Origin of the sequence: Pseudomonas sp. T1.Ur, assembly GCF_023516725.1 — a bacterium.
Classification (GTDB): Bacteria; Pseudomonadota; Gammaproteobacteria; order Pseudomonadales; family Pseudomonadaceae; genus Aquipseudomonas; species Aquipseudomonas alvandae.
Map to the genome: position 1 here is coordinate 2,117,412 of NZ_JAMGSN010000001.1, position 18,324 is coordinate 2,135,735.

Here is an 18,324-nt window from a genome sequence, read left to right on the forward strand (position 1 = left end):
GTACGATGACGCAACAAGCTTTCCTGGAGATTGCGCAGCGGCTGGCATCCTTGCCCGCGGACAAGAAGAAGGTCTTTCGCCAGCGCCTGGCCGAGAAGGGCATCGACAGCTGGCGCCTGCCGATCGTCCCCGCCGTGCTCGGCGAGGGCGAACACAGGCCGTTGGCGCAGGCGCAGCGGCGCTTCCTGTCGGCTGAAGCGCTGAGCAGCCGGGCCCTCTACAACCTGTGCTCGGTGCTGCGCTTCGATGGTCGCCTGGACGCCGAGCGTTTGCAGCAGGCGATGCAGCAGGTGGTCGATCGCCATCAGATCCTGCGCACACGCTACCGGCCTGACGCCAGCGGACAGCTGCAGCCCCATTGCGAGCCACAGCAGGTACAGTTGCCGGGCGTCGAACGCTTGACCATCGCTGCATCCGAACACGAGCAATGGTGCGCTGACGAATACGCCCGCCAACTCGCCGAACCCTTTGACCTTGCGCAATCGATGCCTTGGCGCTGGCATGCCTTCAGTGATGCCCAGGAGCATTCCACCTGGCTGTTTTTCACCATTCACCACGTTGCCTATGACGCCTGGTCGGCCCAGCAACTCACCCTCGAATTGGCCGAGGCTTACCGGGCGTTCGTCTCGAACCAGCCAGTCGCGCTACCCGAGTTGGCCATCCAATACGTCGATTACGCTGCGTGGGAGCGTGAATGGCTGGACAGCGACAGCTGCCAGCAGCACCTCGATTTCTGGCGAGACCAACTGGCCGATGCGCCTGCGCCGATGGCGTTGCCACTGGACCGTCCGCGCCCGGTGCCCATGCAACGCCGCCACAGCGGCGCGGTCCTGGCCCGTGAACTCCCGCCGCAACTGACCACGGCGGTCGAGACGGCCATCCGTAACCACGGGGTGACGCTGTATATCTACGGTCTGACGGCGTTCAGTTGCCTGCTGTCGCGCTACAGCGGCGAAACCGACCTGTGCCTGGGCACCTCGGCGGCGCAACGCGACCGTCCGGAACTCGCACCGTTGATCGGCCCGTTGCTCAATACCCTGGTGATTCGCCAGCGCCTGCACGACAACCCGGACTTCAGCAGCGCGTTGCTGCGCACTCGCGACACTGTTGCGGCGGCGTTCGACCATCAGCAGTTACCCTTCGAGAACATCCTCGAAAGCCTTGAGCGCCCGCGTTCGAACCCGCTGTTCCAGGTCATGTTCGTCCAGGTCGATCTGCCCGAAAGCCGTACCCTGGCCTTGCCCGGCGTGGCGGTCGAAGTGCTCGACCCGCCGCAACGCCACGCGCGTTTCGACCTGACGTTGCGCATGGTCCGTACCGCCGACGCACAGCTGCGCTGCGAATTGGAATACAGCGACGAGTTGTTCGACGCGGCCACGGTCGAGCAAATGCTCGACGATTTGCTGGCGATTTTCCACGAGGGCTCGGCTCATCCGCTGCGGCGCCTGTCGGACCTGCAACTGGTCTCCACGCCGAGCGAACTGCGCGGTCCTGTCCTGGAAACGACTGCATTGCCCTTGGACCGGCAAGTGCTGCATTGGGCCATGCACACGCCGAACGCGATGGCGTTGTGCAGCGGGGAGCAGAGCATTGATTACGCCACGCTCGGCGCTGCCAGTCGCTCGATGGCCGCACGGTTGGCCGGGCAGGGCGTGGGGCCGGGGCAGGTGGTCGCGCTGTGCATGCCGCGCTGTGCCGAACAACTGCTGGCGACCCTGGCGTGTTGGCAGCGTGGCGCGACGTGCGTGTTCCTCGACCCGGCGCAACCGGTCCGGCGACTCGCACAATTGCTGCAAGACAGCGGCGCGAGCCTGTGGCTGACGCTGGCGCAAGCGCCTGAAACCGGCGTAGGCATTCCGCGCCTGGTGTTGAGCGCCGCCGACTGGTCGGTCAACGCGAACATCGGCCAGGATCAAAGCCTCAGCCAGGCGCAATTGCCTGCGTACCTGATCTACACCTCGGGCTCCACCGGCCAGCCGAAAGGCGTGCAGGTCACTCATGCCAACCTCACGCATTACGCCAATGCCGTCGGCCAACGCTTGCAAGCCAAACCGGGCAGCCGTTGGGCGACCTTGGCAACCGTCGCCGCCGACCTCGGCTTGACCTCTGTCTTCGCCGCGCTCAATGCAGGCGACACGCTGGTCTTGCCACCGGCATCGTTGGCCTTCGACCCGCCCGGTTGGGCGGATTTTCTCGACCAGCGTCCGGTGGACTGCCTGAAGATCGCCCCTTCGCACCTGCGTGGCTTGCTGGCACTGGACGACGCCCGTCGTGTGTTGCCCAAGGACCTGCTGATCCTCGGTGGCGAAGGTTTCGACCAGGCGTTGTTCGCCAAGGTGCGTGAGCTGGCGCCGCAACTGCGCGTTTTCAATCACTATGGCCCGTCGGAAACCACGGTCGGTGTGGTCTGCGGAGAAATCCTCGACGCCGACGTGTTCGACGCGGGGCAGTACCTGCCGTTGGGCCAGCCGCTGTCCGGCTGTGAGTTGCGTATCGTCGATGGCCACGACCGGTCGGTGCCGCTCGGTGTCGCCGGTGAGCTGCTGATCGGTGGTCCCCAGGTTGCCCAAGGCTACCTCGGTCAGCCTCAATTGACCGCGCGTGCGTTCGGCTCCAATGCCCACGGCCAGCGTTTTTATCGCAGCGGTGACCGGGTTCGCCTGGATCGCCATGGGGGGCTGGTGTTCCTCGGGCGCCAGGACGATCAAGTGAAGATCCGCGGTTTCCGTGTCGAACCGGGCGAGATCAGTGCCTGGCTCAATGGCCAGCCTCAGGTTCGCGAAGGCGCGGTGCTGGCCTGTGAGATAAAAGGGCGGACGCAACTGGTGGCGTATCTCAGCCCTGCGATGACCACCGAAGGCTTGGCCGCACTGCAAGCCGAAGCCAAGCGCCAACTGCCGGAACACATGGTGCCGGCCCATTGGTTGGCACTGGACACGCTGCCATTGACGGCCAACGGCAAGTTGGATCGGCGTGCATTGCCTGATCCGGCCACCGATGAACCGGCCGCCGAAGCCGCCGAGCAACCGAGCGGCGCCACCGAACAGCGCCTGGCGCAACTGTGGTGCCAGGTCCTCGGGTGCGCGCAGGTCGGCCGCACGGACGATTTCTTCGCCCTCGGCGGCGACTCGATCCTCAGCCTGCAATTGATCGGCCTGGCGTCCCGGGAAGGCCTCAAGCTGCAACCACGGGATGTCCTCCAGCGCCCGACCCTCGCAGCCATGGCCTTGTGCATCGACTGCCGCGCCGAGCCGGCATTGCTTGCCGTGCTGACGGCTTTTCGCGAGTTGCTCGGGCAACCTGGCCTGGCGCCGGACGCCGATTTCTTTGCCATGGGCGGCGACTCGATCCTCAGCCTGCAGCTTATCGCGCGCTTGCGTCAGGCCGACCTGCGCCTGATGCCCCGGCAACTGCTGGAAAACCCGACGCCTCGGCAACTGGCCAAGGTGCTCGCGCCGATCGCCGTGCCGGTCGCTGAAGCCGTTGAGCCGAACGGGGATGCGGGGCAACCGCAACCGCTGTCCCATGCCCAGCAACGGGTGTGGTTCATGCAACAGTTCGACCCGGCTGAAACCGCCTACAACGTCACCCAGTTGCTGGCATTGCGCGGCGAGCTGGATGTGCCTCGCCTGCAACGCGCCTGTCAGGCGCTGGTGGCCCGTCATGACGCGTTGCGCTGCCGTTTCTTCGAAGAACAAGGGCAAGTCTGGCAGCGCCTGGACGACACGACCGCGCCGATCTTCAACGTCCATGACCTCGGCGGCCTGAGCGACTCGGAACAGGAAGCGAGCATTGCCAGCGCGGCCAAGCGGGTGTTCGACCTCACACAGGGGGCGCTGCTGGCCATCGATGTGTTTTGTATTGCACCCGGTGAGTACCGCCTGCTGTTCAACGTGCACCACATCGCCGTGGACGGCTGGTCCATGGGCTTGCTGGTCCAGGACCTGGCAGCGCTTTATCAAGAGAGGACCCTGCCGGCGGCAAGCGCTTTGCTGCCGCTGATCAAGACGCAGCGGCAACACCTGGACGGTGCGCCTGGCAAGGCACTGTTGGCCTATTGGCAACAACGCCTGGAAGGCCTGGGCAACGAGCCGCTGGAGCTGCCCGAGCAATCCGCTCGCCCAGCGGTGCAGGCGTACGCCGGCGCGCGGGACGAATATGTCCTGCCCGGTTCGCTGAGCACTGCAATCGAGGCACGGGCGAGGGCGCTCGGCGTCACGCCGTTCGTGCTGTATTTCGCGGCTTATCAGTTGCTGCTCTGGCGCCACGGTGGGCGCAGTGATTTCGCCGTCGGCTTGCCGGTGGCGGGGCGTGAATCAGTCGAGAGCCAGGCGTTGGTCGGGCTGTTCGTCAACACCCTGGCCCACCGTGTGCAGATCGATGGCCGCCAGAGCTTGCAAGCGTTCCTCCAGGCCCTGAACAGCACGCTGAATGAGGACCTGGCCCATCAATCGCTGCCGTTCGAGCGGTTATTGGAAGTGCTGGATGTCGAGCGCAGCCTGGATCGCACACCGCTGTTCCAGACGATGTTCAATTATCAGGTCGATCACCAGGATTCCCGCAGCCTGAACCTGCCCGGCATCAGTGCCCAGGCGTTGGCGCTGCCGGGGGGCGTGGTGAGCGCGAAGTTCGACCTGACGTTCAACCTGTTCACCCAAGGTCGCGGTGCCGAGGCGAGCACCGGTTTGATCGTCGAATATGCGACGGCATTGTTGCGTCCTGATATCACCCAGCGGCTGGTGGAGGATTACCAGGCGTTGCTCGCCAGCCTGGCGAGCCTGGATCTTGATGCGCGCGTGCTGGAGATCCCGCTGCGCTCGGTTGCGACCTTGGCGACTGCCGGGCAGTCGTTGCCATTGCACAGAGAAGCGGATTGGGTGACGCGCTTCGAAGTGCAAGCCACCGTGCATCCCGAGCGCATTGCCGTGTATTGCGCTGACCGTCAACTGAGCTATGCCGCGTTGGAGGCTCAAGCCAACCGCTTGGCTCATTGGCTGCTGGCCCAGGGCGTCGGGCCCGAATCGTTGGTTGCCTTCTGCCTGCCTCGGGACGAACGCTTGCTGGTGTGCATGTTGGGCATCCAGAAGGCCGGTGCCGCCTATTTGCCCCTCGATCGCGCCCATCCACCGGCCCGCCAGGCCCAGGTGCTCAACCGGGCGCAGCCACATTTGCTGCTTTGCGATTGGGCGACGGTCGATTGGCCTGTCGACCTGCGCGTTTGCCTGTGGGATGACCTGCCGTTGGCGCAATTCGCCGCGCAGGCGCCGGGACGGCCGACGCACCTCGGGCAATTGGCCTACACGCTCTATACCTCGGGATCAACCGGGCAACCCAAGGGCGTGCAGATCAGCCGCGGCAACTTCGCCAATTTCCTGCTGGCCATGGAGCAGGCCTTGCCGTTGGACAATGTGCAGCGTTACCTGGCCTTGACCACCATTACCTTCGACATTTGCGGCCTGGAACTGTGCCTGCCGCTGGTGCGTGGCGGCGCCGTGGTGCTGGCAGACGAAGACGAGCGCCAGGACCCGCAGCTGCTGGCACGCTTGATCAAGGAACAATCGGTCGACCTGATCCAGGCCACGCCCGCCACCTGGGCGATGTTGTTGCAAGGTGATCGCCAAGTGCTGGAAGGACGAGTGGCCCTGGCCGGCGGCGAGGCGGTTTCGGCGGAACTGGCCAGCGAACTGAAGCAGCACGTGGCTCGATTGATCAACGTCTACGGCCCGACCGAGACCACGGTATGGTCGACCCAGGCGCCCGTCGACGCGCTGAAGCTGCCGGTGGCTTCGATAGGCCGGCCGTTGCTCAATACCCGCTGCCATGTCCTCGATGAACACCTGTGCGAAGTGCCCCCAGGCTGCGTCGGTGAACTCTATATCGCCGGGGACGGCCTGGCCCGGGGTTACGCCGGGCAGCCGGGGCTGACCGCCGAGCGTTTCATTGCCGACCCGTTCGGTAACGGCAGTCGCCTGTACCGCACTGGCGATCTGGCGCGCTGGCAGCCCGACGGCCAGCTGTACTACCTGGGACGCACCGACGATCAGATCAAGTTGCGCGGCTATCGCATCGAGCTGGGGGAAATCGAGGCCGTCCTGCTCAGCCATCCCCAGTTGCTGCAAGCTGTCGTGGCTGTGCAAGGCGAGCACCTGGCCGCGTTCTGGGTCTCGGATCCGGACGCTGCACCTGATGAAGCGGCTGTGCGCGAGTATTTGCAGGCGTGCTTGCCGGTCTACATGGTGCCGACGCACCTGCAAGCGCTGGACCGGTTGCCGCTCAACAGCAATGGCAAAGTCGATCGCAAACAACTGCCGCGCTTGCAATCGGTTGTCGGCAGCGCGCCAGCGACCGGGCGGGCGCTGTCGGCCAGCGAGGCCTTGCTGGCGCAGATCTGGGCCTCGGTGCTGAACGTGCAAGACGTGCCGGCCGACGGACATTTCTTCCAATTGGGCGGGCATTCGCTGATGGCCGCCCAGGTGCGCGGCCGCCTGCGTGAGCAGGGCTTCGAGGTGCCCTTGCGCTGGTTGTTCGAAACGCCTCTGCTGGCGCAACTGGCCGAGCGAATCGAGGGACTCGCCGCCGGGCAGGATCTGGCTTCGCTGAGGATCCCAGCGGTTGACCAAGGCGTCGAACAGCCACTGTCCTCGGCGCAACAACGGGTCTGGTTGATGCAACAACTGGATCTGGCCGACAGCAGCTTCAACATGAGCAGCAACGTCCGTTTGCGCGGGCAACTGGATGCCCAGGCTTTGGAGCGTTCGTTGCAACGGTTGGTGAATCGCCACGCCATCCTGCGCACCACCTATCACTCCCGTGGCGGCGAGTTGCGCCAGCGCATCCACCCGCAGTCGACGGTGGTCCTGGAAACCGTTGCGTCGAAGCAAGACCAGTGGACAGTCGACGCCGGGGACATGGCGTTGCGACCATTCGACCTCGGCAACGACGCGCCGCTGCGGGTGGTCCTGTATCGCCTTGGCGAAGAGGATCATGTGTTGCAGATGGTCATGCACCACATCGCCTCCGACGGTTGGTCCGGCGCGGTGTTGGTCGATGAGTTGATCGAAGGCTACGAGGCCTACAGCACCGGCGTGCCGCCGACCCAGGAACCACTGCCGATCCAATACGTCGACTACGCCGTTTGGCAAGGTTCGGCCGCGGTCCGGTTGCGTCAGCGCGAAGGCCTGGATTTCTGGCGACGGACCCTGGCGGGCATCCCCGCGCAGGTGCCACTGCCGTTCGACTTCCCACGTCCGGAGCGTGACAGCGGCGCCGGGGCAGCGGTGGATTTCCAATTGTCGCCCGCCATGGTGGGCCGATTGAAAACCTTCGCCCAGGACAGCGGCACTTCGCCGTTCATGGTCCTGCTGACGTGCTACGCCGCTGTGCTGCAACGCGAGACGCAGGGCCGCGACCTGGTGATCGGTACGGACGTTGCGAACCGCGACCATCCAGCCACCGAATCGCTGATCGGCTTCTTCGTCAACCTGCTGGCCTTGCGTATCCGCGTGCAACCGGAATTGAGCTTCCGTGAGCAAGCCTTGCAAGTCCGCGAACTGTGCCTGCAAGCGTTCGCCTGGCAGGACACGCCGTTCGAACAGGTCGTCGAATGCCTGGAGCTGCCGCGCGTGGCCAATGTGCACCCGCTGTTGCAAACCCTGTTCGTGCTCGACAACACGCCGCGCCAGCAGCGCCAACTCGGCGACCTGCAGGTCGAGCCGCTGACAGGCGAGCAACACCATTCCAAGTTCGACATGGCCCTGTTCGCCAGCGAAGACGCTGATGCGATCAGCTTGCGCTGGGTGTACCGCACCAGCCTGTTCCGCCCGGCCACCGTCGAGCGCTTGCGCGGCGCCTTCGAGTCGCTGCTGGAGCTGGCCCTCGGCGCGCCGGACACCCCCATCGATACCTTGATTGCGACTGTAAAGGGAGCTGCTGCAATGTCCATGGACAATCCGCTGCAACGCAAAATGAGCAAATTGGGCAAGATGCGCCAGAGCGGATCGGCGGCGACCCGTGAGCCCATCGAAGCCCGGCCGCTGCGAGAGGACTCGAAATTTCCGTTGCTGGTTTCCCTGCGCGATCGCGAGCTGGCCCCGGCCATCTGGGCCGAAGCCAACCGCGACAAGGTCGAGAACTGGTTGCGTGAGCATGGCGGCATCCTGTTCCGTGGCTTTGACCTGCCGACCCCGGCGGATTTCGAGGCGTTCTGCCAGGCGCTGTGCCCGCAGTTGTACGGGCAGTACGGTGACTTGCCGAAGAAAGAGGGCGGCAAGAACATCTACAAGTCCACGCCATATCCCAAGGATCGGATGATCCTGTTCCATAACGAGAGTGCGCACCAGCACCGCTGGCCACGTCGGCAGTGGTTCTACTGCGAGACGCCGGCAACGTCCGGTGGCGCGACGCCGATCGTCGACAGCCGCCAGGTCTACCGTGAACTGCCGGCCTGGCTGCAGGCCAACCTGCGGCGCAAACAACTGAGGTATGTGCGCAATTTCAGCACCAGCCTGGACGTCAGTTGGCAGCACTTCTTCCAGACCGAAGATCGGGCCGAGGTCGAGCGGATCTGCCACGAGAGCAACATCGAGTTCCAATGGCGCGGCGCCAACGACCTGCACACCCGCCAGGTGTGCCCGGCGGTGATTTTGCACCCGTTGACGGGTGAAGAAAGCTTCTTCAACCAGATCCAGCTGTACCACCCGGCCTTTCTCGATGCGGATATCCGCGAACAGTTCCTGCGCGACGGCGAGTCGGCCATGCCGAGGCAAGTGTTCTACGGTGATGGCTCGGAACTCGAACCGGCGGCCATCGACGCCATCAATGCCGCCTACGATCGTTGTGCCGTGCGCTTCGACTGGCAACAGGGCGACGTGGTGATGCTCGATAACATGCTGGCGGCGCACGCCCGGGATCCGTTCGAGGGCGAGCGCAAAATCGTCGTGGCCATGGGTGAAATCTATGCCCGCCACCAAGTCATGGCCGCCCCGGCGCAGATCGAAGAAACACTTGAAGAGTTGACCCCATGATGGACCTTGGACTCACGCTTTCACCCCAGCAGAAACAACTGGCCCAGGCCAATCCGCACGCCTGGCGCTGGGTGCGCATGTCATTGACGGGCGTTGCCGAAGGCACCGTCGAGCACCGCTTGCGCGACAGCCTGGCGCAGCACCAGGCGTTGTGCCTGCGCTACGAGCGTCCGCTGGGCGCCACCGGGTTGCGCCAACGGGTGATCGAGCCTCAGGCAGTGCGCCTGGACTGGCGCCGGGGGCGCACGGTCGACGGCCATGATGAGCAAAAATGGTGGGACGAGGCCCAGCGTCGTTGCCAGGCCGAACAGCCCGACGTGCTGGCCTGGCTGCTCGATGATCAATTGTTATTGGCGGTCCCGGTGTACTCGTTGGACGCGCGCAGCCTGGTCCAGTTGCGCGAGCACTTGCTCGGTCGCGCCGCGTCGTTCGATGACGAACCTATGCAGTACGCGGACTACGTCGAATGGATCAACGGCCTGCAACTGGATGAAGATGCCGAGCAGGGCACGCAGTTCTGGCGCAACCTGGCGTTGCAGGACGTCCCGGGCATGCGCCTCGTCGAGCGCTACGGTATTGCCGGCGGCCGTCACGCGGTGTTCCGCCAGCCACTGGCCCAGACCCTGCCGGCGCTGCTCGCGGCATTGGCCGATCGCGAAGGCGTGGCCGTCGAACAACTGGTGCTCGCCGCTTGGGGATCGCTGCTCGGCAGGCTCAACGGCCAACGCCAGGGCCAGCTCGGTGTGCAGCACGACCCCCGTGATAACTACGAGGAGTTGACTGGCGCGCTTGGGGTGTTCGAACAGACGTTGCCGATGGTGGTGCAACTGTCCGAGCACAGCACCCTGGTGAATCTGGCCCGGCAACTGGCCCGGCAATTGGAGAGTGCGGTCGACTGGCAGGAATACGTCGGCCAGGCGCAGTTGTTGCCGGAGTGGCGGGCCAGTTTCCAGGCCGGGTTGCAGGTTGTGCAGGTGCCGCAACTGGGCGCGTTGCAGTGGTTGTCGTTCGACACGCCGGTCGAACTGCAACTGCAACTGACCCTCGACGCCCAGGGCAATGGCGAGCTGGCGCTGGCCTATGATTGCGGGGTGTATCGAGACGAGCAAATGCAGGCGTTGCTCAAGCGTCTCGAACACTGGCTCGGCCAATTGGTGCAATCACCCAATGGCCTTATCGATGGCTTCGATGCGTGTCTGCCCGAGGAGACCCTGGCATCGTCGGCGCGTCCTGACCTCGGAGCAGACCTGGACATCATCGCGGCCCTGCGTCGGCATGCGCAGTCACACCCGGATCGCCCGGCGCTGCGTTATGCCGACCAGTTGTTTTCCTATGCTGAATTGGACGCGCTGAGTGACCGCGTCGCGGGCAGCCTGGATCAGGCGGGCGTGGGCCGTGAAACGGTGGTGGGGCTGTATCTGCCACGCGGCGCGCAAATGCTGGTGGCGATGCTCGCCTGCTTCAAGGTCGGCGCCGCCTACCTGCCGCTGGATCCCCAGCAGCCGCCGCTGCGCCTGGCCGGGATACTCGACGACGCTCAACCGGCATTGCTGCTGCACTTGGAGGACCTGGTGCCGGAAACGTCGGCGCGCACGCTGTGCTGGTCCCTGGCGAGCAACGGGCCGCTGTTCGATACGCCGCACGGCGGCACCGCGCAAGACCTGGCCTACGTGCTCTACACCTCGGGTACCAGCGGCAAGCCCAAAGGGGTGCAGATCGAACAAGGACAATTGCGTCATTACGTCACCCAAGTGACCCGTGCGCTGCGGCTGCCCGAGGGCGGGCATTACGGACTGGTGTCCTCGCTGCTCGCGGACCTGGGCAACACCGTGTTGTTCCCAGCGTGGCTGCAGGGCGGTTGCGTCCATGTGCTGGCGCAATCGACCGTGACCGACGCCCAGGCCTTTGCTGAAGAGCTGCGGCGTTATCCCCTCGACGTTCTGAAAATCGTCCCGTCGCACCTCGCAGCCTTGATGGGCGAGCAGGCCGCCGACGTCCTTCCGCGCCAAGTGCTGGTGCTGGGCGGAGAACCGATCGGCGAGGCGTTGCTGACACGCTTGGCCCAAGCCGGACCGACTTGCCGGCTGTATAACCACTACGGTCCGACCGAGACCACCGTCGGCGTGCTGTGGCGGGCCATTGATCTGGCGCAGGGCGTGGATGGCTGTGCGTTGAGCCAGGTGCTGGGGGACAACCGCGTTCATTTGCTCGACGAGCAGCAACGGCCAGTGCCATCCGGTCAGGCCGGCGAGTTGTGCATCAGTGGCGCCAGTGTCGGCAGGGGTTACGTCGGCAGTGTCGGCGGCGCTGCCTTCGGTGTCGATCCCGCCAGCGGTCAACGCCTGTACCGCACCGGTGACTTGGCCTTGCGCCAGGCCGACGGAGCCCTGCGCATTCTGGGGCGCAACGACCAGCAAGTGAAAATCCGCGGGTTTCGCCTTGAACTGGCGGAGGTCGAGCAGGCGATGCTGGCCCAGCCGGGCGTTCTGCAGGCCGCTGTGCTGTTGGATGGCGAAGGCGATCACGGGCGGTTGCTGGCCTTCGTGGTCACGGACGATGTTCAGTTCCAGGGGGCGGAACCGTTGCGCGCCAGCCTGGCTCGCCAACTGCCGGACTACATGCTACCCAGCGGCATCTTTGCGCTGAAGGCCATGCCGCTGAACAGCAACGGCAAGCTCGATCGCAAACACCTGCTCGAACGCGCCCGGCAGCGCCTGCAGAACACCCGCGTGGCGCCGGTGGGCGAACTGGAAACCGCCGTGCTCGCGATCTGGTGCGACGTGCTGGGTGTCGATGACCTGGGCGTCACCGACAATTTCTTCACCGTCGGCGGGCATTCATTGGCGGCGATCAAAGTGGTGTCGCTGATCCGCGAACGGCTGGGTCTCAGCCTGCCGACCAACCTCTTGTTCGAGCGGCATACGGTGCGTGACCTCATCCAAGGCCTGGGCGACACGGGCAGCGGTCCATGGAAGATCCTCAACGATGCCGATCCGCAGGCCCCGGCCTTGCTGGTGGTGCACGGTGCGCAAGGGCACCTGCAGGCGTACCAGCCGCTGGTGGACAACCTGGGCGGCGAAGTTTCAGTCTTTGGCCTTGCCACCCTGGAAAATGGCTGGGCCGACGACGATATGGACGCGCTGTTGCGACACTACGTGGCGAGTGTCCCGGTTCAGCTCAAAGAGCGTCCGCTGGTGCTGTTGGGCTGGAGCCTGGCGGCGCGCCTGGCCTTGTTGCTGGTGCCGCATCTGCAAGCCAGCGGCTTCCGCGTCGAAGGCCTGGTGGTGCTCGATCATGATGCTCAGCGCAGCCTGGCCGGCGAGGGCGACGAAGCGGGTCAGTTGATTGCCGATTTCGCGTTTTATTGCCGCAGCCACGGCCAGCCGATCGGAGAATCGCTACGGGAGCGATTGACTGGCCTGCTGGCCGGCCTTGACTATGCCGAGGGTGTCGCTCGGTTGTTGGACGATGAGCAGGTGCGCGGGCACCTGCAATGGGCAGCGGCGGATGCTGAACTGCTTGCGCTGATGACGCACTATCGCGCGATCAAGACCCGTTTGTATGAGCAGGCCTTGCCCATTGTCGACGTGCCGGTCTGGCTGTGGCGCGGCAATGCCCATGGCGACTTGCGCGCGCAATGGCAAGCCCACGCGCGACAACCCGTCAGCCAGTGGACGCTGGACGTTGGGCATCATGAAATGCTCGGCGAGCCGCGACTGGCGGAAAACCTGCTGCCTTTACTGTTGCAAACCTCTGCCAAGGTGGTGTTGGTCCCATGATGTTATTGAAAGAACTGCTGCATAACGCGCGGTGGCGCATTTTCCTCGCGGTGCTGAGCAGTGCCTTGAGCGCGGCCACCAGTATCGGCCTGATCGGCTACATCAACCGTTGCCTGGAACAAGGCCTGGATAATCTCGGCCAGGGCTTGCTGCTGTTCGCTGGCCTGCTGGTGCTGTTGTTCATCAGCGGAGTCACTTCGCAATGGTTGCTGGTGCAGATCGGCCATCGGCTGGTGTACCAGCTGCGCCTGCGGCTGGTGGGCAAGGTGCTGGGGACGGCGCTGGAACGCATCGAGCGGTTGGGCAGCCCACGCATCTACAACGCCTTGACCAAGGACGTGACCACCGTCGCCACGGCATTCAAGCAACTGCCGATTTCCTTGTACAACGGCTTGCTGTTGTTGGCGGGGCTGGCCTACATGGCCTGGTTGAGCCTGCCGTTCTTCGGCCTGACGCTGGCAGTGATCGCCGCGGGCGTTGGCCTTGACGTGCTGCTCGGGCGCAAGGTCAAGACCTTGATGCAGGCCGTCCGGCAGCAGGACGACCAACTCACCGAGCAGTTCGAAGCCGCGATCCAGGGGCGTTGCGAATTGGGCCTGAGCCGAGAGCGCCGGCACCTGCTCTATCAACGCAAGCTCGAACCCATCGCCCGGGCCTCGCTGGACGCATCGGTACGCGCCGACACCTTGTGGGCGGTGAACCTGAATTGGACGACGTTGCTGGTGTTCGTGCTGATCGGCACGTTGTTTTTCCTCGGCCAGGGGCTGGGGTTGCTGAGCCAGCAGGTGGTGGTCGGCTACGTCCTGGCGATCATGTTCCTGCGCACGCCGATCTCGATGATCCTCGACGCCATTCCCGCGGTTATTCGCGGCCATGTCGCCTTGCAGGCTATCGACGCCCTGGCACTGGGCGAGACGGTGGAGTTCAAGACACCCGCACAAGCGGCGCAGCCGTTTCGCGAGCTGCGCCTGAAGGACGTGCATTACCGGTATGCCGGCAAGAACGAGGAATTTGCCTTTGAACTGGGGCCGATCGACCTGACGATCCGGCGCGGCGAGTTGATTTTCATCGTCGGTGGCAATGGCAGCGGCAAGTCGACCCTGGCCAAGCTGTTGACTGGGCTCTATGTGCCTGCGGCGGGCGAGGTATCACTCAATGGCGTGGTGCTCGATGCCAGCACCAGCGAATGGCACCGCGAGCACTTCGCCGCGATCTTCGCTGACTTCTATCTGTTCGCTGACGTGCTGGGCGAGGCGGGCGACCATGAAGGGCTGGAGGCTCGGGTGGATCATTATCTCGAGCGCCTGGGGCTGGCCCACAAGGTCGAATTCGCCGCCGGACGCCTGTCCACCACCGCGTTGTCCCAAGGCCAGCGTAAACGCCTGGCGTTGCTGCTGCTGATGATGGAAGGCCGTGAAGTGTTCCTGCTGGACGAATGGGCGGCTGACCAGGATCCGGTGTTCCGCCATGTGTTCTACAACGAGTTGCTGCCCGAGCTGAAGGCGGCCGGCAAGACGGTCATTGCGATCACCCATGACGACCGTTATTTCGACGTCGCGGATCGAGTCTATCGTCTCGACTACGGTCACCTCGTCGATTACGACCGTGCGACGGAGAACCCCTTCCAGTTGGCGAAATGATCGGCGCGCTCAGGCGTCCTGATCCTGCCGCTTGCATTCATCGAGGGGGCAACTGCTGCAATAGCCGACGCCGGGAAGGCGATAGCGAATGCAGCAGATCCGCCGCAGGCGCTGGGGCTCGTCTTCGCCGATGTCGTGATAACGCACGGGGGCGAACAGCGGGTTGCGCCGGCCATCGGGGCGCAGGCGGGCGCTGAGGATTTCCCGGGCGGGCAGGGTGCTGTCGGGATTGGCCAGGGGATGTAGGTCGATCCGCGTGGTGACGAACTCGAAGGTGTTGCCAGCGTTGCTCCAGAACAAGCGGGGCGATGCGCGGCTGACGCTGGCCAGCGTTTCAATGACCGGTTCCAGGTGCTGCTCGACCAGCGTACGGAACCGTTCGAAGGCCGTGCATTCCGGCAGGGGCTGCCCGGCATCGCGCAGATGCAAGGCCTGGGGCCTGGCGTCGTCGCCAAGTGTCAACCCGACGTCGTGCAGGGCGAGCGGCAGCTCCCGTTGCAGCAGCAGATTGGCGGCCATCACCGGCGCGAGGAAGGTGCTGAAATACCACTTGGACCACAGCGACACCAGGGCCAGGCGCTCATCGGTCTTGTAGCGCGCCAGCAGTTCGTCGACGAACGCGCTGAACGTCTCGGGCTGGAAGAACAGGTCCGCCGACAGGTCGGTTTGCGGATGGCTGCGCAGCTGCAGCTTCTCTTCGAAGGCTGCGAGTGGCCCGGTGAACAGCGGAGCAAGGCTGGGAATCATTGACTCTTCCGTGACCGCGAGTTGAGAGGGGTTATCGTCCAGAGGGGGCGGAGTATAAACAGCGCACCAGCGTCTTGCGACTGTTCGCCGACCTTGAAATAGGCGAGCCCTGTAAGTTTTTTAAAATATTAATGAGAATCGCTACCATTAGTATTGTATCGTAGCGATCTTTCCCGTCATGCCAGTCAAGGAGCAAGCAATGAGTTTGGATAGCCCGGATACGCGGTTTCTGGTTGTCGTCAACGAAGAGGAGCAGTACTCGATCTGGCCCGACTACCGCAGCGTGCCTGATGGCTGGCGCACCGTGGACATGCAGGGCAGCAAGGAAGAGTGCCTGGCCTACATCGAAAAGGTCTGGACCGACATGCGCCCGCTGAGCCTGCGCCAGGCCATGCAGGCACAAGGACAGGGCTGATCGCCCACGACCGCGTTCTCATTTCAGGGAGTCAAAATGGAAAGTGTCCAGCCCCGTTCATCCTCCAGCGCCACCTTCACGCTGGAGCAGTTCCGCCACCAGGCGCCGCGTGAACTGAATACCAATCCGTACCTGCAACGCCAGGCGGCCCGGGAATCGAATGCGCGTTCCTATCCGCGACGCATCCCGCTGGCCCTGCAAGAAGCCCACGGCCTTTATGTGCGCGACACCCAGGGTCAATTGTTTATGGATTGTCTCGCCGGCGCGGGCACCTTGGCGCTGGGCCATAACCACCCGGTGGCCATTGCGGCCATGCGTCAGACGCTCGATTCCGGCTTGCCCTTGCACACCCTGGACCTGACGACGCCGGTCAAGGATCGCTTCGTCGAGGACCTGTTCAACGCCTTGCCGGAGAACTTCGCGCGCCACGCACGCATCCAGTTCTGCGGCCCGACCGGTGCCGATGGCATCGAGGCGGCGCTGAAGCTGGCGCGGATCGCCACCGGGCGCAAGCCGATCCTGACGTTCTCCGGGGGCTACCATGGCATGACCTTGGGCACGTTGAGCCTGATGGGCAACCTGGGACCGAAGCAGGCGCTGGGCTCGCTGATGGCCGACGTGCAGTTCCTGCCATACCCGTATGACTACCGTTGCCCGTTCGGCATCGGCGGTGAAGCCGGCATCGATGCCGGGCTGCACTTCATCGAACAGCTGCTGAGCGACCCGGAGTCGGGCGTGTTGCCACCGGCGGCGGTGGTCGTGGAAGTGGTGCAGGGCGAGGGCGGGGTGATCCCGGCGCCGGTACGCTGGCTGCAGGGCTTGCGTCAATTGACGCGCAAATATGGCGTGGCGCTGATCATCGACGAAGTACAGACCGGTCTTGGTCGTACCGGCAAGTTGTTTGCTTTCCAGCATGCCGACATCGAGCCGGACATCCTGGTGCTTTCCAAAGCCATCGGCGGCGGCCTGCCGCTGGCGGTGATGGTCTACCGCGAAGAGCTGGACACCTGGAAACCCGGTTCCCATGCCGGCACGTTCCGTGGCAACCAGATGGCGATGGCTGCGGGTGGCGCGACGTTGCGCCATATCATCAGCGAAGACCTGCCTGGGCACGCCGAGGTCATGGGGCAGCGCCTGATGGAGCAACTGCGCCAGTTGCAGGGCGAATACCCTTGCCTGGGCCAGGTGCGCGGCCGCGGGTTGATGGTGGGCGTGGAAGTGGTCGGCGACACGCCAAGCGACAGCCGTGTGCCCGCAGCGGACACCGCATTGGCCCAGGCCATCCAGCGTCAATGCCTGCGCCTGGGTGTGATCCTGGAGCTGGGCGGGCGTCACGGTGCCGTGGTGCGATTCCTGCCGCCGTTGATCATCCAGGCTGAAGAGATCGATGTGCTGGTCGAACTGTTCCGCGTGGCATTGAACAATGCCCTCGCCGAAACCAAGGGCAGGGCGCTGCACATCGCTTGAGCAGGCGCTGTCCACTCAAGACAATCGACCACTCCCGCCGGGCACTGTAGGAGCTGGCGAAGCCTGCGATCTTTTGATCTTGATCTTGATCTTGATCTTGATCTTGATCTTGATCTTGATCTTGATCTTGATCTTCGCTCACGACTCAAGTGGCCCGGGAAAGATCGCAGCCTCGCTTCGCTTGGCAGCTCCTACGCAGCTCCTACGCAGCTCCTACGCAGCTCCTACGCAGCTCCTACGCAGCTCCTACAAGGCACAACATCGTGGTCGCTACTTGTAACGCTGCTCGAATACCGCCAGTTGCTCAGGCTTGATCAACTGGAACGGTACCCACACCTCGGCCTCGACCGGCTCGCCCTTGATCATCTTGAGGGCGGCCTGCACTGCGCTGGTCGCCTGGGCCTTGGGGTCCTGGAACACCGAGGCGATCAGCATTCCGCGCTTGATCGCCGCGAGGCCGTCCGGCAACCCGTCGATGCCGACGATCGCAACCTCACCCTTGGCCTTGCCGGATTGTTGCAAGGCCATGGCCGCACCGATGGCCATCTCGTCATTGTTGGCGACGATGGCATCGAAACGGCTGCCGGCGAGCAGCCAGTTGCTGGTCAGGTCCATGCCTTTGTTGCGCTGCCACTCGGCACTCTGCTGCTCGACCACCTTGATGTCGGGAAAGTCCTTGAGCACTTGCTTGACCCCTTCGGTACGGTCGTGGGTGGCGTTTTGCGCAAGGTCGCCCATGATGATCGCGAGGTTGCCCTTGCCCCCCAGTTTTTCGGCCAGGTAGCGCATCTGCAGTTGGCCAGCCTCGATGTCATTGGACGCCACCGTGACCACGCCTTTGGGCAGCGTACGTTCGTCCGGGTGACGGTTGACGTAGACCAGCGGCGTCTTCGCCTCGACCGCGGCGCGGGTGATGTTGGCGGTGGCGGAGGTGTCCACTGGCAGGACGATGACAGCATCGACTTTCTGGTTGATGAAGCCCTGGACCTGATTGAGTTGGCGAACCACATCGCCCTGGGCGTCCTCGAACTGGATCTGGACGCCGTCCTTCTTGGCGGCCTCGTCCAGGCCGTTACGCACATAGGTCATGAAGTTATCGTCGACCCTGGCGATGCTGACGCCGATGCGATAGTCGGCGGCGGCCCATTGGCTGAAGAGCAGGAGCAGCGTGGCGAACAGCAGTGTGCAACGACGCATGATGGTTTTCCTTTTGTTGTTATGAGTGAACGTCATCAAGAAATGTTCTGCTGGGG

Annotated in this window: 7 protein-coding genes; 5 read left to right on the plus strand and 2 right to left on the minus strand. The window is 64.1% G+C overall.

Going from position 1 to position 18,324, the window contains the following annotated elements; translation table 11 throughout:
* Nucleotides 1-5: 5 nt before the first annotated feature.
* The 3 genes from M8Q45_RS09680 to M8Q45_RS09690 are packed head-to-tail and all read left to right on the plus strand — an operon-like array spanning nucleotide 6 to nucleotide 14,442.
* A complete protein-coding gene (locus tag M8Q45_RS09680) occupies nucleotides 6-9,023 on the plus strand; it encodes a non-ribosomal peptide synthetase (RefSeq protein ID WP_249874521.1) in 9,018 nt (3,005 codons plus the stop codon).
* The gene (locus tag M8Q45_RS09685; RefSeq protein ID WP_249874522.1) at nucleotides 9,020-12,802 is read left to right on the plus strand and encodes a non-ribosomal peptide synthetase; all 3,783 of its coding nucleotides are present in this window, start codon (nucleotides 9,020-9,022) and stop codon (nucleotides 12,800-12,802) included. Before M8Q45_RS09680 ends, M8Q45_RS09685 begins: the two co-directional genes overlap by 4 nt.
* Nucleotides 12,799-14,442, plus strand: coding sequence for a cyclic peptide export ABC transporter (locus M8Q45_RS09690; protein WP_249874523.1), 1,644 nt, complete (start codon nucleotides 12,799-12,801; stop codon nucleotides 14,440-14,442). The genes M8Q45_RS09685 and M8Q45_RS09690 overlap by 4 nt, the downstream gene beginning before the upstream one ends.
* 9 nt (nucleotides 14,443-14,451) lie before the next feature.
* On the opposite strand, the gene fhuF is transcribed toward M8Q45_RS09690, so the two are convergent.
* Nucleotides 14,452-15,189, minus strand: coding sequence for a siderophore-iron reductase FhuF (fhuF, locus tag M8Q45_RS09695; protein WP_249874524.1), 738 nt, complete (start codon nucleotides 15,187-15,189; stop codon nucleotides 14,452-14,454).
* 199 nt (nucleotides 15,190-15,388) lie between these two features.
* Between fhuF and M8Q45_RS09700 the strand changes: the two genes are divergently transcribed.
* Together M8Q45_RS09700 and M8Q45_RS09705 are read left to right on the plus strand one after the other, a co-directional pair.
* Nucleotides 15,389-15,604, plus strand: a complete 216-nt coding sequence (locus M8Q45_RS09700) for an MbtH family protein (protein ID WP_249874525.1) — start codon at nucleotides 15,389-15,391, stop codon at nucleotides 15,602-15,604.
* Between the two features lie 36 nt (nucleotides 15,605-15,640).
* The gene (locus M8Q45_RS09705; RefSeq protein ID WP_249874526.1) at nucleotides 15,641-17,071 is read left to right on the plus strand and encodes a diaminobutyrate--2-oxoglutarate transaminase; all 1,431 of its coding nucleotides are present in this window, start codon (nucleotides 15,641-15,643) and stop codon (nucleotides 17,069-17,071) included.
* 270 nt (nucleotides 17,072-17,341) lie between these two features.
* Here the strand turns inward: M8Q45_RS09705 and M8Q45_RS09710 are convergent, their stop codons facing one another.
* The gene (locus tag M8Q45_RS09710; RefSeq protein WP_249874527.1) at nucleotides 17,342-18,268 is read right to left on the minus strand and encodes a sugar ABC transporter substrate-binding protein; all 927 of its coding nucleotides are present in this window, start codon (nucleotides 18,266-18,268) and stop codon (nucleotides 17,342-17,344) included.
* Between the last annotated feature and the right edge of the window lie 56 nt (nucleotides 18,269-18,324).